This is a genomic window from Bacillus cabrialesii (assembly GCF_004124315.2).
GTDB classification, from domain to species: domain Bacteria; phylum Bacillota; class Bacilli; order Bacillales; family Bacillaceae; genus Bacillus; species Bacillus cabrialesii.
On the sequence record NZ_CP096889.1, the window covers coordinates 235,593 to 256,879 of the forward strand.

Here is a 21,287-nt window from a genome sequence, read left to right on the forward strand (position 1 = left end):
GAAAAATAAAGTGGTTGAAATCACGATTCAATCAAAAGGCTTTAATCATAGTTATGATATTACAGAACAAGTAACAGACGCATTATCTCAATTAGAGCCATCTTCAGGTTTGGTAAAGGTCTGTGTAACCGGAAGTACGGTTGGTCTCACTGTCATGCGTTATGAACCAGGCACCGTACAAGACTTGCTCCAATGCTTAGAGTCCATTGCTTCAAAGAATAAACAGTACGAACACTTTAACACTACCGGTGATTCAAATGGTTTTTCACATGTGTGGTCTACAATAATTGGGACAAGTGTGATGGTTCCATACAAAAATCATAAGCTGGCCTGTTCGGACAGCCATAGGGTCGTATTATTTGATTTTGATCTAAGGGAAGCAGAACGAAAAATCTATGTAGATCATTAATGAGGAGTTGTTTGAGATGAGGAAGTTACGGATGGCTACTCCGGGACCTACGCAAGTTCCGCAGGAAATTTTATTGGCGGGAGCACAGGAAATGATTCATCACCGATCCCGGCAAATGGAGGATATTATTAACGAAATTAATCATGAACTCCCAGATCTATTTTTGACAAAACAAGATATTTATATTTTGTTATCTTCAGGTACGGGTGCCATGGAGGCAGCTGTATCAAACTCCTTTAGTAGGGGAGATAAAGTTTTAGTCGTAACTAACGGTTACTTTGGAGAGCGTTTTACTGATATCTGTACAATCTTCGGTTTAGAGGTGATAACCGTAAGCTCTCCTTGGGGAACATCTGTTAATATTGAAGAAGTTGAAAGAGCGTATAAGCAGCATCCGGATATAAAGGGAGTGCTCGTTGTTTATAGTGAAACTTCAACGGGTGCTGTAAATGATGTAGAGGCCATTGGGGCATTGTTCAGAGATACAGAGGTACTGGTGATCGTTGATGCTATAAGCGGCCTTATTTCTCATGAGCTGTCAATGGATGATTGGGGATTAGACATAGTGTTAGCAGCCTCTCATAAAGGGTTTATGATGCCGCCGGGCTTAGCGTTTGTTGCTATTTCACCGAAAGCTTGGGAAGTGATTAATAAAATTCAACCTTCAACTTACTATTTTTCATTTAAAAGATTTAAAAAGTTTTATCCTATGGCGCCTTCAAGTCCGGGAGTATCTTTGCTTTTAGCTTTGAAAAAATCCTTAGATTTATTGAAGGAAGAAGGCCTTTCGAATGCTACCAGACGACATGCCCGTATCGCTATGGCGACACAAAGAGGATTGGAGGCTTTAGGTTTTCACCTTTTTGTACAATCTCCTCATGTTAGAAGTCATACAGTGACAGCAGCGTTAGCCCCATCAGGGATTGATGCAGCTTTATTATTAAAAATACTAAATAAAGAATATGGGCTTACGATAACTGGGGGGCAAGGTGAGTTTAAAGGGAAGATGATCAGGATTGGGCATATTGGAGCTGTTGATGAAATTGATTTATTCGGTATATTTGGAATATTGGAACAGGTGTTAGCGGAAATGGGTTATCAGGTTCATTCTGGGGCCAGCACGACTGCTTTGAGTGATGCATTAGGAGGGGGAGTCATATACCATGCTTAAATTATATCAAAGGGAAACCTGTCCTTATTGCAAACCGGTAAGAGAGAAATTAACTGAGCTGAATATAACGTATATCAATGTGAATCTTCCGAAGGATCGCGCTTTACGAACAGAATTAATAGAAAAAACAGGCGTTCCTTATATCCCTGCTTTAATTGATGAAGAAGATAACGTTATTATTTCAGGTAGACTGGAATACAACCAGCATGTCTTAGATTATATAGAAAAAAAGTTTGGCCAAAATCGTTAAGGGGGATTCTTCTTCTTGCGCTATGCCTTCATAACAGATATACATGGGAAACGTGATAATCTTGAAAAGGTTTTGGAGCATATCCAAACCTTTTCTTCTATACATGAGATCATTTGTTTAGGAGATGTTTTTGAAGTTAAGGTTCCTAAAAAGGATTTAAAAGATTTTCAGTTTCAGTGTATGGAACAAGTTTTAGATTTGGATTGGAAATTAATGAATTTGCTAAAAGATATTCGAGTGATAAAAGGCAATCAAGAGGAGAGGATATTAAGTCTGATCCCTGAAAAAGAACTTCCGATAGACTTTTACAACTTTTTGATTCACATGCCTTTAGAGATTCATTTAACTCCAATGGTCAGGTTAACACATGGCCATAATTTTGACTGGACGGAAGAAGAAGAGGATTATTGGAGGCCTGGCAATGTTCATTGGAACAGCCCGTGGATCTTTTATGGTCATAACCACCAAAATGTACTGTTTGAAGTTAAGAGTAAAGAGAATAACCCTTATTATGAACGAAAAAGCATTATAAACGGTAAGCCGATCACATTAGACTCTGAATCTCGTTATTTAATCAATATAGGTGATATGAAATATGATCATCCTAGTTGGATGCTTTTGGATACATTGGAAAATCAGATTACTTACAATATATTGTATTGAAAAGGAGTTTATTCTGATGCTTCGTATTTTACTCATTAATTCCGATAAACCAGAGCCTATTCATTTTTTTCGAAAAGATAAGGAAACAAATGATACTGTCAATATATCTGTCATTACGAGATCGTGTTATGCCTCTCTTTATTCACATTGGGCAGATCATGTATATATCGTTGATGATGTAACAGATTTAACGGTTATGAAGAGTTTGATGCTGGAGATATTAAAAGTGGGTCCAATTGATCATATTGTTACAACAACCGAAAAAAGTATATTAACAGGTGGGTTTCTTCGTTCTTATTTTGGGATTGCCGGACCTGGATTTGAAACAGCTCTTTATATGACAAATAAATTGGCGATGAAGACTAAACTTAAAATGGAAGGGATTCCTGTTGCAGACTTTTTGTGTTTAAGTCAAGTAAAAGATATCCCGGCAGCAGGTGAGAAACTAGGCTGGCCTATTATTGTAAAGCCGGCTCTTGGTTCAGGTGCCTTAAATACTTTCATGATCCATTCATTAGATCATTTTGAAGACCTGTATTCAGCTTCGGGTGGTTTAGGCGAATTAAAGAAGAATAACTCACTGATGATCGCTGAAAAATGTATAGAAATGGAAGAGTTTCATTGTGATACTTTATACGCTGACGGAGAGATTCTTTTTGTATCAATATCAAAATATACAGTGCCTTTGCTAAAAGGAATGGCTAAAATCCAAGGATCATTTATATTGAGTCAAAATGACCCGGTTTATCTTGAAATATTAGAACTTCAGAGGTCTGTTGCTCGAGCATTTCGTTTTACGGACGGCCCTGGGCATCTTGAAATTTACAGAACACGTTCAGGTGAATTGATCGTCGGTGAGATTGCAATGCGTATCGGGGGCGGTGGGATCAGCCGCATGATACAAAAAAAATTCAATATATCTTTGTGGGAAAGTTCTCTTAACGTTTCTATAAATAGAGATCTAAACCTCATGGTGAATCCAATAGAGGGAACTGTCGGATACTTTAGCTTGCCTTGCCGAAACGGAACAATAAAAGATTTTACGCCCACTGAAGACTGGGAAAAGCTTGCTGGCATATTGGAGGTTGAATTGTTATACCAAGAAGGTGATGTTGTTGATGAAAAGCAAAGTTCAAGTTTTGATCTGGCCAGACTTTACTTTTGTTTAGAAAATGAGAATGAGGTACAAAACTTATTAGCATTAGTCAAACAAACATATTATCTTCATCTAACAGAGGATCAAATGATGAACCAATAATCTTCATTTATTTAGGGCTTCAATTGAATAAGCTGTTGTCGGAAGTGATGTTTTTCTTTCTCCCATAAACTATATATAATAGGAAGAAAGAAATGGGGTGATCAGCATATGTTTAAAAAAATCATCAAAACGATCAAGTACCTCTCAGGCAGCTCTAGTGACCGATATCGCAGACACCGACATTACAGCAGCAGCCGGCGCAGACATTACCGCAGCTACAGCAGCAGCTCAGGCAAAAGAAGACACTACGACCGTTATGGCGGGAGTCATCGTTACAAACGCCGGAGCTACAGCAGCAGTTAATCCAAAAAAGTTCTTGTTCCGCTTTTGGGACAAGGGTTTTTTTATGTGACCGATTGAATGGCCCGATTTACATCTTCGCGAATGGAAGCGGTGTGCTGATACTCTTCATCAATGCCCAATAATTTTTTCAGCAGCAGGGTTACTTCGTTTGTCAGCGTTAATTCCTCCAGCCAGGTGCCGTTTTTCTTCTTTTTCCCTTTATATTGGGAGTACAGCAGGAACAACAGCGTTTCTCCCAGATCGAAGAAATCATCCTGTTTTCTCACCTTTATTTCCTCCGTTTCTTCAGGAGTCAATTGCTTTGCAAGGCCGAAATCGATGAGGCAGAGCCTGCCGTCATTGATGATGATATTAGGCGTTCTGATGTCGCTGTGAAATATGAAGCGATCATGCAGGTATTCTACAATTCCGAGCAGCTGTGAAAGCAGCTGTAACGCCATAAGCTCTGTAAACGGCTGTTTTCGAAAAAACAATAATTCTTCTATATTCTCTCCCTCAATGAGCTGCATGACATAATAAGCCTGTCCGTCTATGATGAAATTTTCTATGAAGGCCGGGATTTGCGGGTGGTGAATGCTTTTGAGCAGTTTCATTTCCTGCTGGAACCGGACTCTTTCTTTTTCCTTTTTCGCTTTTGTCGGCCGCAGCTGTTTTAAGACATAAGCTGTTTGAGTATGGACATCCGTGCAAGAATAGACCAAGCCATAGCCGCCCATGCCGAGGCATTCTTCGATTTTGTATTGATTATTTAGGATAACGCCGTCCCTTAGAGGGCGGTCAAAAAGTAGTTTTTTTAGCTGTTTTAATGCCATGTTTGCACTTCCCTTGGTTGTACTGACTATAGTTTACCTTCTAGGCTAAGAATAAAAAAGAGCCGGATAACCGGCTCGGTATAAGTTAAAACTGCTTTGTGACATCGTATTCATAATCTATTTTTGCTTTTACATTACTCATCGTCGATCTGGCAGTCGCTAATGTATTATATTTAAAACTCCATACCTTTGCGACACTGAGTTGATCTGACAATGATATATCATAAGACCCTGAAGTCGAGCTATTTACAAGTGCACGCCGCCATTCATTGTTTTCGCTTGTCATGATGAAGTGGCGCGTATTTCCTTGGCTTGGTGTTTGAGTGGCGGTTGTTTGGACTCTGGTTACTATGGCGTCGTGCGGTATTCCGGATTGGTTTGTTAAATCCGCCTTGATTACGCTGGAGTCAGAACCTGAGGGGCTAAGGGCGGTATTTCCTTTATTTTCAGCAACGCCGTTGAATTGGAACGTTCCGCTGCCGGATTTGATCCGATTTTCAATTGAAATTGTAAAATACATGTTCCCGGTATAGGAGCCGCGTGAAACTTTCACATAGAAGGTATCCGTCGTGTTTTGGGCGTCAGCATTGGCATAAATAAAAGAAGAAAAAGTGGTGGGGCTGATGACTTCTGTGCCTTGTGAAACAGGCGCTCTGTTCTTATCGTAAATTTCGATTTTCATCCCCGTATACGCGCTCTGGTATGTGCTTTTCACGTATACTTTTTCTCCCTTATTAGCTGTAAAAGTGAAATAGGCTTCATCCTTTCCTGCTTCCAGTATCGTTGTATCGATATTCTTATATTTCCAATAACCGATCGGCATTGCGGTATCAAATGAATTGTTTCCTGTGATAGCAGTGACTCCGGCAGCTGATGCCGAATACGTAAAGGTGAATAAGACAGACAGCATAATAGCAAATGGAATAAGCCATTTTTTCATCATGCAAACAACCTCCTTTTATTTCCATCTTACATAATAACGTTTTGTGTGTAAATAAATGTTTTTTCAGGTTAATATATACATTGTTACTGCCGATAAAAAAGAGTAAGAGAGAATTGTTCAGGAGGGAATCCAATGCGTCTGAATCGGCAATTTATCCGCACGCAGATGTTGGCAGAGAACATATTGAAAAAGGATGCGGCTGTTAAACGCGAGAAAACGCCTGGGAATACAGCGGCGGCGCTAGACAAGGCATACGGCAGGCTTGAGTCGCGATCTGCAAATGAGGGAATCAATCAGTTCAATTATTCTAAAACCAGCGTGGCGGGAAACAGCGGGACTTTCAGCAAAGTGTATCAAGCAGCGAATGTTCGAACAGTGACAGACACAGGGGCAGAAACAGTGATCGAATCCACTAATCCCTATGAATCTGAGAGTGATATCAGAATCAAAATACTAGATGAAAAATACAGCAGGATCAATGCGATTAACAAAACAAAGCCTGATCCATTAGGCTATATTAAGGATAAGTACCAAAATTCAAAGTCGCCTTATTTTAGAAGTGATCTGTCAGCCGCAGAAAGACAGGCTGCTTACGATAATGAAACAGAGTGGCTATTCAAAGGGAAGGCGCAAAACTATAACTTGCAGGATGCCGCATTTCGCAATGTTACGTTTAATGGAGAAGTGGAGGCAGAGAATGCTAAGGTGTATCAGCGGAGCCAGGTGAACCAGCAGCTGCAAGTGCTGTTGAACCGAAATCATATTCATATTCCGGAGGGGACAGCGCTGACGTTTACGATTACGCCGATTGACTATAAAGTGCGGGTGAGCGGGACAGACGATGAGGACCTGATCAAGCAAATTGAGCAAGTGCTGCAATCTGGAGACAACAGCAAAGAACTATTTTTACATATTATGAAAAGCCAAAGCAGTGATTCAACACAATTTTCCGAAGAGGCTTATAAAAAGTATCAGGCGGCTCGTGAGATGTACGAAGTCACAGGCTACCATTTGAAGGATTTAGAAGTGATTGACGGGCGGTATGTAACGCCTGATGGACGTGACTTATTAGACGTCTATAAAGAAGAGCTTGAAAAAGATCCTGTGCAAAAAGCGACGGCCTTGTATGCAGTTTCTCACTATCGTTCAGAGCTCAGTAAAATTGCGGAAGCGGGATATGATGCCATTCCGGATTTCATTTTATCAATTGATTACAGCAATGGATCTCTGAGAGATGTGGGGCAGAGCAAGAGCTATGGCGCCGGAGATACCGAGTGGCTTGACACATTAAAGCGTCAAACCGGCGTGAATTATTAGTAAGCTGTTCATTGTGAACAGCTTATTTTTTTATGAGAATCTAAAGGGAAATATATTTTAATATTTAAATAATTTAATTATATCTATATAAAAGAATTTAATCGAAGTTTTAATAAAAAACTCTGAACATATGTGTTTACCTGAAAAAAACAATTGTATTTTCCAGAGAAATTTATTATGATGAAATAAGTAATTTTGGAGATTATATAACAATTTTAAGTTAGAATTTTCTGATTGTTATAACTGATTGATGAGAAGGCAAGCTGGCCTGCTGTTTTCTCATTTTCGAGTATTTGGTTAAGAGGAGGAAGAGGAGTGGCAAATAAAGAATTAAAGAGGGGCCTGGGCGCGCGTCATATTCAGATGATCGCTTTGGGCGGTACGATCGGTGTCGGCTTGTTTATGGGCTCAGCCAGCACGATTTCATGGACTGGCCCGTCTGTCCTTCTGGCTTATGCAATATGCGGAATTTTTATCTTTTTTATTATGCGTGCGATGGGTGAAATGCTGTATGTCGAGCCAAGCACGGGTTCTTTTGCGACATTCGGCCATCAATATATTCACCCGCTGGCAGGTTATATAACAGCTTGGAGCAACTGGTTCCAGTGGATTATCGTCGGCATGTCAGAAATTATCGCTGTCGGATCTTATATGAAGTATTGGTTCCCGGATTTGCCTGCTTGGATACCTGGTATCGTGGCAATGGTGATTCTTGGTGCGGCGAACTTAATTTCTGTTAAGTCGTTCGGCGAGTTTGAGTTTTGGTTTGCGATGATTAAAATCGTAACGATTATCTTGATGATTATTGCGGGAATCGGGATTATTTTCTTCGGGTTTGGCAACGGCGGAGATGCGATCGGATTGTCGAACCTGTGGTCTCACGGGGGCTTCTTTGCAGGCGGTTTCTCTGGATTCTTCTTTGCGCTGTCACTTGTCATTGCGGCCTATCAAGGGGTTGAGCTGATCGGGATTACAGCAGGTGAAGCGAAAGACCCGCAAAACACGCTAAGAAGTGCGATTCAAAGTATTATCTGGCGTATTTTGATTTTCTATATTGGCGCTATTTTTGTAATCGTAACGGTTTATCCTTGGGATGAGCTCAATTCACTTGGAAGTCCGTTCGTGTCTACGTTCGCGAAAATCGGAGTTACGGCAGCTGCCGGCATCATTAACTTTGTCGTGATTACAGCGGCAATGTCCGGCTGCAACAGTGGAATTTTCAGTGCGGGCCGTATGCTTTATACATTAGGCGTCAATGGACAAGCGCCGAAGTTCTTTACGAAGGTTTCACGCAATGGAGTGCCGCTGTATGGCACAATTGCGGTGCTGATCGGTTTGGCTGTCGGTGTTGTGCTCAACTATATCGCGCCGCCGAAGATCTTTGTGTATGTTTACAGCGCGAGCGTGCTGCCTGGCATGATTCCTTGGTTTATCATTTTGATCAGCCATATTGGATTCAGAAAAGCCAAGGGCGCTGCGTTAGATAACCATCCATTCAAAATGCCGTTTGCCCCTTTCACAAACTATGTGACGATTGCTTTCTTACTGATGGTTCTTGTTGGTATGTGGTTCAATGATGATACTCGTGTATCTTTGATTGTAGGCGTGATTTTCTTAGCGCTTGTGGTCATTAGTTATTATGTGTTTGGGATTGGCAAACGTTCGCAGGCCAATTTGACAAAAAGCGGCCAAGCGGCTGAATAACCATAGCAAAAAGAGACATTCACGGATGTCTCTTTTTTTATTTTTTGGCGTATGGATTTTTCCTATTTCAGCAAGCTATAGGGTAAAGATAGCAGAAGGAAAGGTGTTCATAAAATGGATGTTACACTCGGTTATTTGCGCGAATCACTTTCGAACCATCTTGAAAATGAAGTCTGCCAGCGGATTTGCAAGAAGATGCTGGCGAAGCGGTATGTGAATGAAGAGGAATTTGTAAAAGACTTAGATGACAATGAAATGTCTTTTTTGAACCATGTATTAGAAAAAGAAATTAAGTATGCCCAGAATGAACAGGACCAAAAGCGGGCAAAGGAATTAAACGAGGTGTATGAATTACTGCTTTGAAAGGCGGGTAAGAAATGGGAGCAATTGAACGAAGCGGATATACATTTCAGCCGGAGTTTAGCGTCGTCCGTCAAAATGGAGCCATCCATGTGTACCGTCACGGAGAATTTGTGGAAGACATCCAATTTGAATTTAACGGGGAATATCCAGATCACGATTTGATTGAAGAGCTTGTGAATCATTATTGTTTTGAACATGAGATTTAGAGCCCTGCCCATTTCGCAGGGCTTCTTTTGTTTAGGATGTGATCAGGCCGTATTTTTTCAAGATATTCACTGTAATGTTTTTGGCTTTTGTGCCTGAATCATCGACATTGGTGACAAAAATATACGAGCCACGTTCTGTTTTGATGAACCCGACAAACCCGCCTAATCGCATATCCGTCAGCCGGGTTCCGGTTTTCCCATAGAGCGTGTAATGATCTCCTTCCTCTTGAATCATCATGCGCTTGACGGTTTTCATCACTGATTTATCCAATGGAAGCTCCTTTTTAAGCAGCTTCTCCCAAAAAAGCTTCTTGATCCAGAGGAGATATTGTCAGAGAGCTTTGCAGCCAAAACTGGTTGATTCCCCCGCTGATATCCCCGTTGCCGTATGACAGAGTGTGAAGCCATGTTTTCATTCTTTCCTCGCCGATATCTTTCGCTAATTCCTGGTAATATCAGATGGCGGAGTCGCGCATGGCAGAACCAAGCGTATGGTCGCGGTTCCATGATTCGAATTCACGCTTGACCCCGTCCCGCCGTTTGACATCGTATTCATCCCAAACGGCTTTTACCTGAAGCTCGATTAAGGCGTTCACGACCTTAAAGGCGGACTGAGGAGTTTGTCTTTTGTTCGCTCATCTCTGTGATAGACAAATGTTTTATCCTTTTGCATATCGTGCAGGATGAAGGTTCCGTCCGTATCCTTGAATTTGTCATCGACATTCATTCGGCTGATATTCAGGTGTTTTTCATGAGAAGATGATGACGCGTGGACGGAAAAGCCGCCGATCCCTGCAATACTCAGCGCAAGCACAACATATATTCATTTCTTCTTTTTGTTCTCCCTTTGTTTTGATCAACTAATTTTTCTGTTCTTCCTGTAAAAAGCACTCGAAAAGCGCTTAAATTTGGTTCCGTGTACAAATACTGTTATTGGGTTTATATACGTAAGATAACGTGAAAAAAGAGGATAAAAAGGAAGGCAGGGTAAGCGGATGAATGAGCAGATTCCACATGACAAAAGACTCGACAACAGCCTGACGCTGATGCAGGAAGGATATTTGTTTGTTAAAAACAGGACAGAGCGCTATCACTCAGATCTGTTTCAGGCACGTTTATTGGGAAAAACATTTATTTGCATGACCGGCGCCGAGGCGGCGAAGCTGTTTTATGATACGGAGCGGTTTCAGCGGCAGCATGCTTTGCCGAAGCGGTTGCAGAAAACGCTGTTTGGCGTGAATGCGATTCAGACGATGGATGGCGATGCGCATATCCATCGGAAGATGCTTTTTCTGTCATTAATGACGCCGCCGCATCAAAAGCGTTTGGCTGAGCTGATGACAGAGGAGTGGGGAGCGGCGGTCACGAGATGGGAGAAGGCAGATCAGGTTGTGTTATTTGAGGAAGCAAAAGAAATCTTATGCCGGGTAGCTTGCTATTGGGCAGGTGTTCCGCTGAAGGAAACGGAAGTCAAAGAGAGAGCGGATGATTTTATTGATATGGTCGACGCGTTCGGTGCTGTCGGGCCCCGGCATTGGAAGGGTAGAAGAGCGAGGCCTCGTGCGGAAGAGTGGATTGAACGAATGATTGAAGATGTACGTGCCGGCCTGCTGAAAACACCTGCCGGAACAGCGCTGCATGAAATGGCGTTTCATACACAAGAAGATGGAAGCGAGCTTGATTCCCGGATGGCCGCCATCGAGCTGATTAATGTACTGCGGCCGATCGTTGCCATTTCTTACTTTCTTGCGTTTTCAGCGTTGGCGCTTCATGAGCATCCGAAGTATAAGGAATGGCTGCGTTCAGGAAGCAGCCGGGAAAGAGAAATGTTTGTGCAGGAGGTCCGCAGATATTATCCCTTCGGACCGTTTTTGGGGGCGCTTGTCAAAAAGGATTTTGAATGGAATAACTGTGAGTTTAAGAAGGGCACGTCGGTACTGCTTGATGTATATGGGACCAATCACGACGCTCGCGTATGGGACAACCCTGATGAATTTCGGCCGGAACGATTTGAAGGGCGGGAGGAAAATCCGTTTGATTTGATTCCTCAAGGCGGAGGTCACGCGGAAAAAGGGCATCGCTGTCCAGGGGAAGGCATTACGATTGAAGTCATGAAAGCAAGTTTGGATTTTCTCGTCAATCAGATTGAATACGACGTGCCGGAACAATCGCTGCATTACAGTCTCGCCAGAATGCCGTCATTGCCTGAAAGCGGTTTTGTGATGAGCGGCATCAGCCGGAAGAGGTAAATCAAAAAAGCTCCCTTCTTTATGAAGAGAGCTTTTTGTTTACTTCTTTTTTTCATCATAGTATTGGACGGGGTACATTGAGCCTTCTGATACCATTTTGTTGTCTTCGATATCTTCTGGATGCGGGTGTCCTGCTTTATCGACCGGGAACGATTCCATACTTGGCTGTTTGGTCATTTTCATTTTCATGCTGTGAATGAATTCTCTTGCTTTTTGGCGATTTGACGGGTCTTTTAATAGATAAGAAGTGATGCCGACGGTTGAAACAGCGAGACCTGAAAGTAACAGCTTTTGTTTCATGGTGATACTCCTTTCTATTTTAAGAGTAGTGTTTCCTGTATCATTCCCGTTTTGGTTATGGCTAAACCTCTTGTGTTTTCATCGTTGATTTTAACAATTAATTTTATTAATGAAGAAACTAGTGACTTTATCCCTGCATTGGAAGGTAATATACATTGTTTTATTGTTGTTTTTAGCCAAAATTCGATAAATATTGACAAAATAAAGTAATCAGAATAATAATATAATTAGCAAGAAAATGTCATCATACATGAAAGGTGTTTACGATATGAATCAATTGCATCGAAGAATGGGAACGTTTTCCCTCATGATGGTCGGGCTCGGTTCGATGATCGGTTCAGGCTGGCTGTTCGGGGCTTGGCGTGCGGCCCAAATAGCGGGACCAGCGGCTATCATTTCATGGATTATTGGAATGGTCGTTATTTTATTTATTGCTCTTTCTTACAGTGAATTGGGTTCTATGTTCCCTGAAGCCGGGGGGATGGTGAAATATACGCAATATTCACACGGTTCGTTTATCGGTTTTATCGCAGGCTGGGCCAACTGGATCGCGATTGTTTCCGTTATTCCGGTTGAAGCGGTGGCCTCTGTTCAATATATGAGCTCGTGGCCTTGGGAATGGGCGAAATGGACAAGCGGTTTGGTGAAGAACGGAACGCTGACTGGGGAAGGATTAGCGTTTGCCTCTGTATTGCTTCTCATTTATTTCCTGCTGAACTACTGGACAGTCAATCTTTTTTCCAAAGCGAATTCATTCATTACGATTTTTAAAATCATTATTCCTGGTCTGACAATTGGTGCTTTGCTGTTTGTCGGATTTCACGGAGAAAACTTTACGAGCGGACAAAGCATTGCGCCGAATGGCTGGGCGAGTGTGCTGACGGCGGTTGCAACTTCCGGTATCGTCTTTGCGTTTAACGGTTTCCAAAGCCCGATCAATATGGCGGGAGAAGCGAAAAATCCGGGGAAATCGATTCCAATCGCGGTTGTCGGCTCCCTGTTCGTCGCGACATTGATTTATGTGCTGTTGCAAGTAGCTTTTATCGGAGCTGTGAATCCTTCTGATATCGCTCATGGCTGGAGCCATCTGAATTTCAATTCTCCTTTTGCTGATTTGGCGATTGCGCTGAATATTAACTGGCTTGTCATCGTATTATATGCGGATGCATTTGTGTCACCGTCTGGAACAGGGATTACGTATACGGCGACAACGTCCCGCATGATTTATGGAATGGAGAAAAATAAATACATGCCGAGTATATTCGGGAAGCTTCATCCGATTTACGGCGTTCCGCGCCAAGCGATGTTTTTTAACTTGATTGTTTCGTTCATCTTTTTATTCCTGTTCAGAGGGTGGGGCGTGTTAGCGGAAATCATATCTGTCGCCACGTTAATTTCTTATATCACCGGCCCGGTTACAGTGATGACATTGAGACGGACGGGGAAAGACCTGTACAGGCCTCTTCGTTTAAAAGGCTTAAACGTGATTGCGCCGCTTGGATTTATCTTTGCGTCGCTCGTGCTGTATTGGGCCCGCTGGCCGTTAACAGGACAAGTTCTTTTTATCATCCTGATTGGCCTTCCGATTTACTTCTATTATCAAGCGAAGGCGAAATGGAAAGGATTTGGCCGGAACTTTAAAGCCGGCGTCTGGATGGTGTTTTATCTGCTGGCTATGATGGTTATTTCTTATTTGGGCAGTGATAAATTCGGCGGCCTGAATGTGATTCATTACGGCTGGGATATGGTTCTGATTGCGATTGTATCACTTGTATTCTATGTGTGGGCGCTGAAGAGCGGCTACCAGACAGAATATTTAAAGGATGCGAAAGAGATTAATTCACAGCTGTTTAACGGACAGTCAGAAGCTGCTGCCGGAAAAGAATAAATGAAAAACCTTGCGTTGTGTGCGCAAGGTTTTTTGTGCTGATTTGGTCATTGCCCACGCGAAATGTTACACCAATGTAAATGTGATTTGGACTTAAAAGGCCTATTGTTAAGTTAGTGTAAATTTGTCTGGAGATTCATTTACAATCATATGAACTTGAAACATAATCGTAGAGAGTTTGCTGAATAATGTCTAAACAGAGGTGAACATGTTGGCGATTGACATTCAAACATTACTGTTCGAATTTCTCGGGGGTCTTGGTATTTTCCTGATTGGGATTAAGTTCATGGGAGACGGGCTTCAGAAATCGGCTGGAGATAGATTAAGAAATATTTTGGACCGCTTTACAAGCAATCCGCTGATGGGCGTATTGGCGGGGATCATTGTGACGGTTTTGATTCAGAGCAGTTCCGGAACAACGGTTATCACTGTAGGGCTTGTCAGTGCGGGCTTTATGACGCTGCGCCAGGCCATTGGCGTCATTATGGGAGCCAATATTGGAACAACGGTTACCGCGTTTATTATTGGAATTGACATAGGGGCCTATGCATTGCCGATTATTGCTGTCGGCGGATTTTTACTGTTTTTCTTTAAACATAAACATGTGCAAAATGCGGGCCAGATTGTGTTTGGGTTCGGGGCATTGTTTTATGGGCTGGAGCTAATGAGCGGCGGCATGAAACCGCTCCGTTCACTTGAGGCCTTTCATGATTTAACGGTTAGTATGAGCACCAATCCGGTTCTGGGTGTTGTCATTGGGACTTTGTTTACGGTTCTCGTGCAAAGCTCCAGTGCCACGATTGGTATCCTGCAAGGTTTATTTTCAGATGGGCTGATTGATATTAACGGCGCGCTGCCGGTGTTATTCGGGGATAATATCGGGACGACGATCACAGCGGTGCTTGCGTCTCTTGGCGCATCTGTTGCAGCGAGACGTGCCGCGGCTACGCATGTGCTGTTCAACCTTATCGGAACAGCGATTTTCCTGATATTGCTTAAACCGTTTACCGCACTAATCTTATTGCTCCAGACTTCGATGGGGCTCGATCCGAAGATGACGATTGCATTCGCACACGGAATCTTTAATACAACCAATACGATTATACAGCTTCCTTTTGTTGGGCTATTGGCTTTGATCGTAACAAAGCTGATTCCGGGCAAGGATTCAATGGTGGAATACAAGTCGCACCTTGATCCGATTTTTATCGAGCAATCTCCATCTATTGCTCTCGGACAAGCAAAAGAAGAAGTGCTGCAAATGGGGAACTTTGCGGTGCAGGGGCTGGAAGTTACAAAAGAGTTTCTAGTGACAAAACAGACAAAACACGCGGCGAATGCTTATCAGATAGAAGATGCGGTTAACAATCTGGACCGGAAAATTACCGATTATTTGATCGAGCTTTCTTCAAGTTCTCTCTCAGAGCACGAGTCTGAGGAGCATCATATGCTGATGGATACCGTCAGAGACATTGAAAGAATCGGAGACCACTTCGAAAATGTGATTGAACTGATTGAATACCAACAGGCGCATCGTGTGGTTATCACTGAATCTGCCATGGCTGATTTAACGGAAATGATGGATTTGACGATTTCTACAGTGAAGGCGTCCATGGATGCTCTGCACCACAATGATGTAAAGATAGCTGAACAAGTTATTGAAAAAGAAGATGAAATTGACAAAATGGAACGAAAGCTCCGCAAAAAGCATATTATCCGTCTGAATGAAGGGCTGTGCACTGGACAAGCAGGCATCGTCTTTGTCGATATGATCAGCAACCTGGAGCGTATCGGCGATCATGCGGTGAATATCGCTGAAGCTGTTATTGGTGAAAATCAATAAGAAAAAGCTTAGAATCCTAGGATTCTAAGCTTTTTTGTACTCTTTTTTTACGTGCTGGAAGACATCAGGATAGTTTGTGAACACGCCTGTCACTCCCCAGTCAAGCAGGCGGCGCATATCTGCTTCTGTATTGACTGTGTAAGGATGGAGCAGCAGACCGTGGCTGCGGATCATGCTGACGTTTTCTGCATTCAGCGCTTTGTAATCAGGGCCTGCGCCGACAGCATAAGTTTTGATTTCCTCCAAAGCAGCATCTGTCATTGATGCCATTTGTTTGGCTTCCAGCAATTGAACGGTCGGCAGATTTGGCTGTAATTGATGGACTTTTACCAGGCTTTCTTTGCTGAATGATTGAATGATCACTTGACCGTGCTTAGCATGTTTGCCTAGTAATTTATGTTTCTGCAAAGAAGCGATCAGTTTTTCTTCCATGCCCGGGTAGGTGTCCGGCGATTTTGTTTCAATGTAGTAGTTTGCGCGTTTCCCGAAACGGTCTAATACTTCATCTAATGTAGGAACTTTAAGGCCGGCGTACTGCGGCTTTGCTTTTTCCGGATAGGCTTCATTAAACCAAGAGCCGGCGTCAAGCTTCTTAATGTCCGTGAGCGTATGGTCTTTCACCCAGCCCGTTCCATTTGTGGTGCGGTCCAGTTTTTCATCGTGCATGACAATCAATTTTCCGTCTTTTGTCATTTGCAGATCCAACTCAATATAATCTGCTTTCATTTTCTGAGCGGTTTCGTAAGACAGGATCGTGTGCTCAGGCACATAGCCGGAAGCCCCCCTGTGCGCGACCGTCAGGATACGGTCAGGTGACAGCAGGTTTCCTTTTGATGCTGCCGACACTGGCGTCACCATAAATGAGAGTAAGCCCAGCGACAGAAGAACCAAGGTTAGTATTCTATTTTTCCGCATGATTTCTCCTCCTTATCAATAACTGACTTTCATGTTAAAAAACAGATGTAAACGGCGTGTTGGAAAATGATTAATCTTTTATGTTTCTTTCTTAAACGTGCTCAGCCCGTTTACCTGTGTTCCACGTCAACGTTAAGAAGACGATAGCAAGAATGCAGGAAGAGACCAGCATGATAAAGCCGCCGTTCCAATCAAAGCGGTCAACAACAAAGCCCATAATGGCGTTGGCGAAAGCAGATCCGCCGATGTATCCGAAAAATCCAGTCAAACCGGCTGCAGTTCCGGCTGCTTTTTTCGGCGCGAGATCAATCGCTTGCAGGCCGATGAGCATAACAGGCCCGTAGATTAAGAAGCCGATGCTGATCAGGGCGATGTTGTCTACCAGCGGATTGCCGGCCGGATTCAGCCAGTACACCAATACGGCAATGAAAACACCCGCCATAAACAAAACGCCTGCCGGTGCCCGGCGGCTTTTGAAGAATCGGTCACTGATCCATCCGCACAAGATCGTTCCAGGTATGCCGGCGTATTCGTAAAGAAAATACGACCAGCGCGAATCTTCAGGAGAAAAGCCTTTGGCTTCTGTTAAGTAAGTAGGCGCCCAGTCAACCACGCCGTATCGCACGAAATAAACAAATACATTGGCAAAAGCGATGTACCAAAGAAATTTGTTGTTCAGCACATATTGAAAAAGAATTTCTTTTGTTGTTAATTCTTTTTCCTGATTTTTAAAAGCGTGTTTTGGATAGTCATTCCGATACTCCTCAATTGGCGGGAGTCCGCAGGATTGAGGGGTATCGCGAACCAATAAAACAATCAAAAATGAAATGATGATGGCGATGATGGCTGGGAAGAAAAACACGCTTTTCCAGGTCACGAACATCGCGATCCCAAGAGTGACAAGCGGAGCGAGAATACCGCCGCCTATGTTGTGGGCGACATTCCAAATCGACATTTTTGTGCCGCGTTCACTAATGGAAAACCAGTGGGCCATCGTCCTGCCGCATGGTGGCCAGCCCATTCCTTGAAACCATCCGTTGATAAACATAAAAATAAACATGATGGTGACGCTTGAAGTCACCCAAGGCATTGAGACGAAGAGAATATTAACGATAGCTGATAAAAATAGGCCTGTCGCGAGAAAATACCTCGGATTGCAGCGGTCTGACACCATCCCCATGATGAATTTGCTGAAGCCGTACGCAATGGATACAGCGGCCAGCACCAAGCCTAGTTCCGTTTTTGAAAACCCCTGTTCCTGCAGATAAGGAATGGCAAAGGCGAAGTTTTTCCGCAACAGGTAGTAGCCTGCGTAGCCGATGAATATGCCAATGAATACTTGGAGCCTGAGCCGTTTATAAGCCGCATCCGTCTTTGAATCATCCAGTCTCTCAATGTGAGGAGCCGGTTTAAAGATGTGAAACATCAAATCATCCCCCTTTGCTGTTTATGCTGGATGTGTGGCGTGCCTCCTTTCTGAAAAACAAAAAGAGCCAGAAAATCCCCCTTGTGAAAAGGGGGGTGGATTCCTGGCTCTCCTCATCTCCATCCAAGCTATTAACTTATAATGATAGCGCTTTCTTAAATTATCATAGTCTGGATTGTATGTAAACGGGTAATTTTTAAAAGGGTAACCAATTGTGAATATTATCCTTTTACTATTGCGGTTATGTTTTTTTGTTAGTAGCATAAAAATTTGGAGGGAGGCTGTTGCAGGTGGATGAATTAGATATCGCATTCGGTATTTTACCGTTAGGGATTATGGTATTGTCAATTGTTGGGACTTGTGTTTGTAAAAATGTGTATCTGATGCCGATACTCAGCTTGCTCGTTTCGCTAGTGCTCACCTTTACCATTTTTAATAAGTCATTTTTAGGATGGGCTGTAGTCTATAGCTTGGTTTCACTGGCTTTATCTTATATCACATTGATTGTGATCAGGAAAAGGAGAGCTTCTGGAAGGTGAAAATGCCCCACTTTCTAACATATCGTTGACTAAGGCAACTATATGTGATTATAATTGACTTAATCAACGATATAAGAAAGTGGGGATGAGTTTGAAAACCAGCGAATCAACTGCAGGGTTAAAATTCAGAAAGTTCAATCGATTCTACACAAATGTTCTTGGCTTCCTGAATGAGCACATTTACGACAGTCCGTTTTCCTTAACAGAAACACGGCTTTTATTTGAAATCTATAATACGCCGAATTGTACTGCAAAGGCCCTTCAGGATAAGCTTGGGCTTGACCGGGGATATGTCAGCAGGATTTTGAAACAGTTTGAAAAAGAAAATTTAATCTATAAACAGAAGAGCAAAGATGACGCCCGCCATCATTATATTTATGTCACGGAAACAGGAAAAACAATTTATAAAAAGCTGGAGGAGAAAGCCAACGAACAAGTGGAACTGATGCTGAAGGAAATTGACCAAAAAGACCAGCACAAGCTTGCGGAAGCGATGGCAGAAATTGAAGCGATCCTTTCACAGTCGCTTTCTTCCAGAACATCAGACATATCGATTAGGGATTACTTTCTTTCGGATGATCTTCAGCTTCTCATCGAAAAACAGAGACAGTTTTATGCGGAGGCTCATGACTGGGACGACACGTTTTTAGCTTATCTTCAGGAGACATTTGATGCGGAAATCGAAAACATATGGATTGCGGAAAGCGGCGGGAAATTTGCCGGCTCTGTAGGGTTGGTCAAACATGATGAAAAGACAGTGCAGCTCAGATGGTTTCTGGTTGATGCCGCTTTTAGAGGCAGGGGGCTCGGCACTCAATTGCTTGAGCATCTACTCGCATACTGCCGTGACATGAAGTTTGAACGCGTTTTTCTTTGGACGGTGAGCACCATGGCTGAGGCTCGTCCGCTCTACGAAAAATTTGGATTCACGATAAGTGAAGTGAAAAAAGAAGCGCCATTATGGGGACAGCGTCTGACGGAAGAACGATGGGATTTGGAGCTGTCATGAAAAGACTGCACTATGCTTGGATCATTGTTTCCGTCACCTTTTTGATTTTATTGGCCGTTCAGGGAGTGCGTCTGTCGTTTGGTGCATTTGTGGAGCCGTGGGAGCAGCAATTTTCAATGGATCGAGGCACCATCTCGCTGATTTCTACGATGAGTTTTATTGTTTATGGCATATCACAGCCTATCGTTGGGCGGCTTGTGGACAAATGGGGTGCCCGGGCAGTCTTGTCATGGAGCGCGCTGCTGACAGGAGTCAGTATTTTTCTAACGTATTTTGTCACTTCGCCTTGGCATCTGTTTTTGCTTTACGGGCTGGGTGTCTCGCTTGGAGTGGGCGGCGCATCGAATGTGGCCGCAAGTGTATTGGTCGTCAATTGGTTCAGCAAAAAGCGGGGACTAGCCTTTGGGATCATGGAAGCAGGCTTTGGAGCGGGGCAAATGCTTCTCGTTCCCGGCTCACTCATGCTGATCCATTGGTTTAGCTGGAAGCTGACGGTTGTGGTGTTGGGGCTGCTGTTGATAGTGATTGTCTTTCCGGCTGCACTGCTGATGCTGCGGAACAATCCTTCAGAAAAGAATGCAGAGCCGATAGGCGGGCAGGCTGATTCAGAAAAAGAAACAGCACCTAAAGCAACAGCTCTTTCAGTGATGGGGATGTTTCGCATGAAGCCATTCTGGTTTTTGATGTTGCCGTTTTTGATCTGTGGATTTACGACCGTGGGGCTGATGGATACTCATTTGATTCCGTTTTCTCACGATCACGGCTTTTCAACGACAGTCACAAGTGCAGCTGTCAGTCTGCTTGCCGGATTTAATATCGCTGGCATCTTACTGTCCGGAATTGTAGCGGACCGGTGGAGCAGCCGGAAAATCCTGTGCTTTTTATATGCGGTGCGCGCGCTGTCGATCGTGATTCTCATTTACAGCCACGAGCCCTATTTGCTTTTAGCTTTTGCGATTCTGTTTGGGTTGGTGGACTTCGCAACGGTAGCGCCGACACAAATGCTCGCCACCCAATACTTCCAAAACTACTCGATCGGCCTCATGATCGGCTGGCTGTCGCTCGCCCATCAAATCGGCTCAGCACTCGGCGCGTATGTGCCTGGTGTCATCTATACGATAACAGGTGAGTATACACTGGCTTTTTATTTGTCGATTGGGATGCTTGTGCTGGCGAGTGTGATGAATGTGATGCTGAGGGAGCCTGCGGCGGTTATGCTTGATAATGCGGCTGTGGTGGAGAAGGGATGAAGCGGAGGGAAGGCATCTCTGAATTCGTGATTATTCAGAGATGCTTTTTTTGTATTTTTGTTCTAATACGAAGTCGATCATTCCGACAATGCGTGCGTTTTCGGATTTTTGTTTGAAGTTCTGGGAGATTTGAACTTTTCTAGAAAACGGGAAAACAGTAAAAACCCAACAAAGGCCGATCAAGGCAAAAAACATTTGTACAGATAATTGTATTATTTCATTAAAACGAGTGCTGAAAAAATAAATATATAAAGTTACAAATGTCACGAAACAAACGATTTTGACGGTGTGTTTGAATGTGAGTTGCGGTTCGGTTAAGCACACTTTCATTTGGTTGAGTGTGAAAGAGTCTTGTTTCATAAAGTAAGAAAGTAAATCATTATCATTTTGGCCGATTGGATGCAACTCGGTTTCTATTTTCTTTGTGATTTCCTGATACTTTTGTATATTACTTTTCATACAGTATCCCCCT

At 43.1% G+C, this 21,287-nt stretch carries 21 protein-coding genes and 2 pseudogenes; 16 read left to right on the top strand and 7 right to left on the bottom strand.

The features are described from left to right. Nucleotides 1-10 precede the first annotated feature (10 nt). The 6 genes and pseudogenes from EFK13_RS01335 to EFK13_RS01360 all read left to right on the top strand — a co-directional run bounded on the left by EFK13_RS01335 (nt 11) and on the right by EFK13_RS01360 (nt 4,111). The gene (locus tag EFK13_RS01335) at nt 11-409 is read left to right on the top strand and encodes a YjbQ family protein (protein WP_129506876.1); all 399 of its coding nucleotides are present in this window, start codon (nt 11-13) and stop codon (nt 407-409) included. A gap of 16 nt (nt 410-425) precedes the next feature. Beyond that, nucleotides 426-1,580: a pyridoxal-phosphate-dependent aminotransferase family protein gene (locus EFK13_RS01340; protein ID WP_240034929.1), complete on the top strand. Its 1,155-nt coding sequence runs from the start codon at nt 426-428 to the stop codon at nt 1,578-1,580. Then, on the top strand, nt 1,573-1,830 hold the full coding sequence (locus tag EFK13_RS01345; RefSeq protein ID WP_129506875.1) for a glutaredoxin domain-containing protein: 258 nt from the start codon (nt 1,573-1,575) through the stop codon (nt 1,828-1,830). Before EFK13_RS01340 ends, EFK13_RS01345 begins: the two co-directional genes overlap by 8 nt. A 15-nt stretch (nt 1,831-1,845) precedes the next feature. Next, nucleotides 1,846-2,493, top strand: coding sequence for a metallophosphoesterase family protein (locus EFK13_RS01350; protein ID WP_129506874.1), 648 nt, complete (start codon nt 1,846-1,848; stop codon nt 2,491-2,493). A gap of 16 nt (nt 2,494-2,509) precedes the next feature. Next, nucleotides 2,510-3,751 carry an ATP-grasp domain-containing protein gene (locus tag EFK13_RS01355; protein WP_129506873.1) on the top strand — a complete coding sequence of 414 codons (1,242 nt, stop codon included), beginning with the start codon at nt 2,510-2,512 and terminating at the stop codon, nt 3,749-3,751. 97 nt (nt 3,752-3,848) lie between these two features. Next, a pseudogene (locus EFK13_RS01360) lies at nt 3,849-4,111 on the top strand (hypothetical protein). Here the strand turns inward: EFK13_RS01360 and EFK13_RS01365 are convergent. Beyond that, nucleotides 4,096-4,866, bottom strand: coding sequence for a serine/threonine protein kinase (locus EFK13_RS01365; protein WP_129506871.1), 771 nt, complete (start codon nt 4,864-4,866; stop codon nt 4,096-4,098). The pseudogene EFK13_RS01360 and the gene EFK13_RS01365 overlap by 16 nt on opposite strands. A gap of 85 nt (nt 4,867-4,951) precedes the next feature. After that, complete coding sequence (locus tag EFK13_RS01370) at nt 4,952-5,809, bottom strand: hypothetical protein (protein WP_129506870.1); 858 nt, start codon at nt 5,807-5,809, stop codon at nt 4,952-4,954. Nucleotides 5,810-5,941: 132 nt separating this feature from the next. On the opposite strand from EFK13_RS01370, the gene EFK13_RS01375 reads away from it, so the two are divergent. The 4 genes from EFK13_RS01375 to EFK13_RS01390 all read left to right on the top strand — a co-directional run bounded on the left by EFK13_RS01375 (nt 5,942) and on the right by EFK13_RS01390 (nt 9,399). Beyond that, on the top strand, nt 5,942-7,126 hold the full coding sequence (locus EFK13_RS01375; protein ID WP_129506869.1) for a DUF4885 domain-containing protein: 1,185 nt from the start codon (nt 5,942-5,944) through the stop codon (nt 7,124-7,126). 315 nt (nt 7,127-7,441) lie between these two features. After that, nucleotides 7,442-8,830 carry an amino acid permease gene (locus EFK13_RS01380; RefSeq protein ID WP_129506868.1) on the top strand — a complete coding sequence of 463 codons (1,389 nt, stop codon included), beginning with the start codon at nt 7,442-7,444 and terminating at the stop codon, nt 8,828-8,830. Between the two features lie 114 nt (nt 8,831-8,944). Further along, nucleotides 8,945-9,193, top strand: a complete 249-nt coding sequence (gene csgA, locus EFK13_RS01385; RefSeq protein WP_003241413.1) for a sigma-G-dependent sporulation-specific acid-soluble spore protein CsgA — start codon at nt 8,945-8,947, stop codon at nt 9,191-9,193. Nucleotides 9,194-9,207: 14 nt separating this feature from the next. Further along, nucleotides 9,208-9,399, top strand: coding sequence for a YbxH family protein (locus EFK13_RS01390; protein ID WP_129506867.1), 192 nt, complete (start codon nt 9,208-9,210; stop codon nt 9,397-9,399). 31 nt (nt 9,400-9,430) lie between these two features. On the opposite strand, the pseudogene EFK13_RS01395 reads toward EFK13_RS01390, so the two are convergent. Next, nucleotides 9,431-10,222, bottom strand: a pseudogene (locus EFK13_RS01395) (penicillin-binding transpeptidase domain-containing protein). Between the two features lie 172 nt (nt 10,223-10,394). Between EFK13_RS01395 and cypC the strand changes: the two are divergent. Next, nucleotides 10,395-11,648: a CYP152 family fatty-acid peroxygenase CypC gene (cypC, locus tag EFK13_RS01400; protein WP_129506866.1), complete on the top strand. Its 1,254-nt coding sequence runs from the start codon at nt 10,395-10,397 to the stop codon at nt 11,646-11,648. 39 nt (nt 11,649-11,687) lie between these two features. Here cypC and EFK13_RS01405 read toward each other — a convergent pair whose 3' ends face one another. Beyond that, nucleotides 11,688-11,948 carry a hypothetical protein gene (locus EFK13_RS01405; RefSeq protein WP_024715606.1) on the bottom strand — a complete coding sequence of 87 codons (261 nt, stop codon included), beginning with the start codon at nt 11,946-11,948 and terminating at the stop codon, nt 11,688-11,690. A gap of 268 nt (nt 11,949-12,216) precedes the next feature. On the opposite strand from EFK13_RS01405, the gene aimA reads away from it, so the two are divergent. Both aimA and EFK13_RS01415 read left to right on the top strand, forming a co-directional pair. Next, the gene (aimA, locus tag EFK13_RS01410) at nt 12,217-13,836 is read left to right on the top strand and encodes a glutamate/serine transporter AimA (protein ID WP_129506865.1); all 1,620 of its coding nucleotides are present in this window, start codon (nt 12,217-12,219) and stop codon (nt 13,834-13,836) included. A 211-nt stretch (nt 13,837-14,047) separates the two neighbouring features. Continuing rightward, entirely contained in the window at nt 14,048-15,676 is a 1,629-nt protein-coding gene (locus EFK13_RS01415) for a Na/Pi cotransporter family protein (protein ID WP_193554149.1), read from the top strand. Between the two features lie 24 nt (nt 15,677-15,700). Here EFK13_RS01415 and EFK13_RS01420 read toward each other — a convergent pair whose 3' ends face one another. Then, nucleotides 15,701-16,591 (bottom strand): glycerophosphodiester phosphodiesterase, encoded by an 891-nt coding sequence (locus EFK13_RS01420; protein ID WP_129506863.1) that lies wholly within the window; start codon nt 16,589-16,591, stop codon nt 15,701-15,703. A gap of 91 nt (nt 16,592-16,682) precedes the next feature. Then, nucleotides 16,683-18,017, bottom strand: a complete 1,335-nt coding sequence (gene glpT / locus EFK13_RS01425) for a glycerol-3-phosphate transporter (protein ID WP_129506862.1) — start codon at nt 18,015-18,017, stop codon at nt 16,683-16,685. A 290-nt stretch (nt 18,018-18,307) separates the two neighbouring features. On the opposite strand from glpT, the gene EFK13_RS01430 reads away from it, so the two are divergent. The 3 genes from EFK13_RS01430 (at nt 18,308) to EFK13_RS01440 (ending at nt 20,815) form a co-directional block, all read left to right on the top strand. Further along, the gene (locus tag EFK13_RS01430; RefSeq protein ID WP_129506861.1) at nt 18,308-18,556 is read left to right on the top strand and encodes a YbeF family protein; all 249 of its coding nucleotides are present in this window, start codon (nt 18,308-18,310) and stop codon (nt 18,554-18,556) included. 91 nt (nt 18,557-18,647) lie between these two features. Further along, nucleotides 18,648-19,565, top strand: a complete 918-nt coding sequence (locus tag EFK13_RS01435) for a bifunctional helix-turn-helix transcriptional regulator/GNAT family N-acetyltransferase (protein ID WP_129506924.1) — start codon at nt 18,648-18,650, stop codon at nt 19,563-19,565. Further along, nucleotides 19,562-20,815 carry an MFS transporter gene (locus tag EFK13_RS01440; RefSeq protein WP_129506925.1) on the top strand — a complete coding sequence of 418 codons (1,254 nt, stop codon included), beginning with the start codon at nt 19,562-19,564 and terminating at the stop codon, nt 20,813-20,815. The genes EFK13_RS01435 and EFK13_RS01440 overlap by 4 nt, the downstream gene beginning before the upstream one ends. 30 nt (nt 20,816-20,845) lie before the next feature. Here the strand turns inward: EFK13_RS01440 and EFK13_RS01445 are convergent, their stop codons facing one another. Beyond that, nucleotides 20,846-21,274, bottom strand: a complete 429-nt coding sequence (locus EFK13_RS01445) for a hypothetical protein (protein WP_129506860.1) — start codon at nt 21,272-21,274, stop codon at nt 20,846-20,848. Nucleotides 21,275-21,287: the final 13 nt, after the last annotated feature.

Coding starts and splice junctions, on each gene's coding strand:
- EFK13_RS01340 (WP_240034929.1), top strand. CDS start 426: ATGAGGAAGTTACGGATGGCTACTCCGGGACCTACGCAAGTTCCGCAG.
- EFK13_RS01345 (WP_129506875.1), top strand. CDS start 1,573: ATGCTTAAATTATATCAAAGGGAAACCTGTCCTTATTGCAAACCGGTA.
- EFK13_RS01355 (WP_129506873.1), top strand. CDS start 2,510: ATGCTTCGTATTTTACTCATTAATTCCGATAAACCAGAGCCTATTCAT.
- EFK13_RS01365 (WP_129506871.1), bottom strand. CDS start 4,866: ATGGCATTAAAACAGCTAAAAAAACTACTTTTTGACCGCCCTCTAAGG.
- EFK13_RS01370 (WP_129506870.1), bottom strand. CDS start 5,809: ATGATGAAAAAATGGCTTATTCCATTTGCTATTATGCTGTCTGTCTTA.
- EFK13_RS01375 (WP_129506869.1), top strand. CDS start 5,942: ATGCGTCTGAATCGGCAATTTATCCGCACGCAGATGTTGGCAGAGAAC.
- csgA (WP_003241413.1), top strand. CDS start 8,945: ATGGATGTTACACTCGGTTATTTGCGCGAATCACTTTCGAACCATCTT.
- EFK13_RS01390 (WP_129506867.1), top strand. CDS start 9,208: ATGGGAGCAATTGAACGAAGCGGATATACATTTCAGCCGGAGTTTAGC.
- cypC (WP_129506866.1), top strand. CDS start 10,395: ATGAATGAGCAGATTCCACATGACAAAAGACTCGACAACAGCCTGACG.
- EFK13_RS01405 (WP_024715606.1), bottom strand. CDS start 11,948: ATGAAACAAAAGCTGTTACTTTCAGGTCTCGCTGTTTCAACCGTCGGC.
- aimA (WP_129506865.1), top strand. CDS start 12,217: ATGAATCAATTGCATCGAAGAATGGGAACGTTTTCCCTCATGATGGTC.
- EFK13_RS01420 (WP_129506863.1), bottom strand. CDS start 16,591: ATGCGGAAAAATAGAATACTAACCTTGGTTCTTCTGTCGCTGGGCTTA.
- glpT (WP_129506862.1), bottom strand. CDS start 18,017: ATGTTTCACATCTTTAAACCGGCTCCTCACATTGAGAGACTGGATGAT.
- EFK13_RS01440 (WP_129506925.1), top strand. CDS start 19,562: ATGAAAAGACTGCACTATGCTTGGATCATTGTTTCCGTCACCTTTTTG.
- EFK13_RS01445 (WP_129506860.1), bottom strand. CDS start 21,274: ATGAAAAGTAATATACAAAAGTATCAGGAAATCACAAAGAAAATAGAA.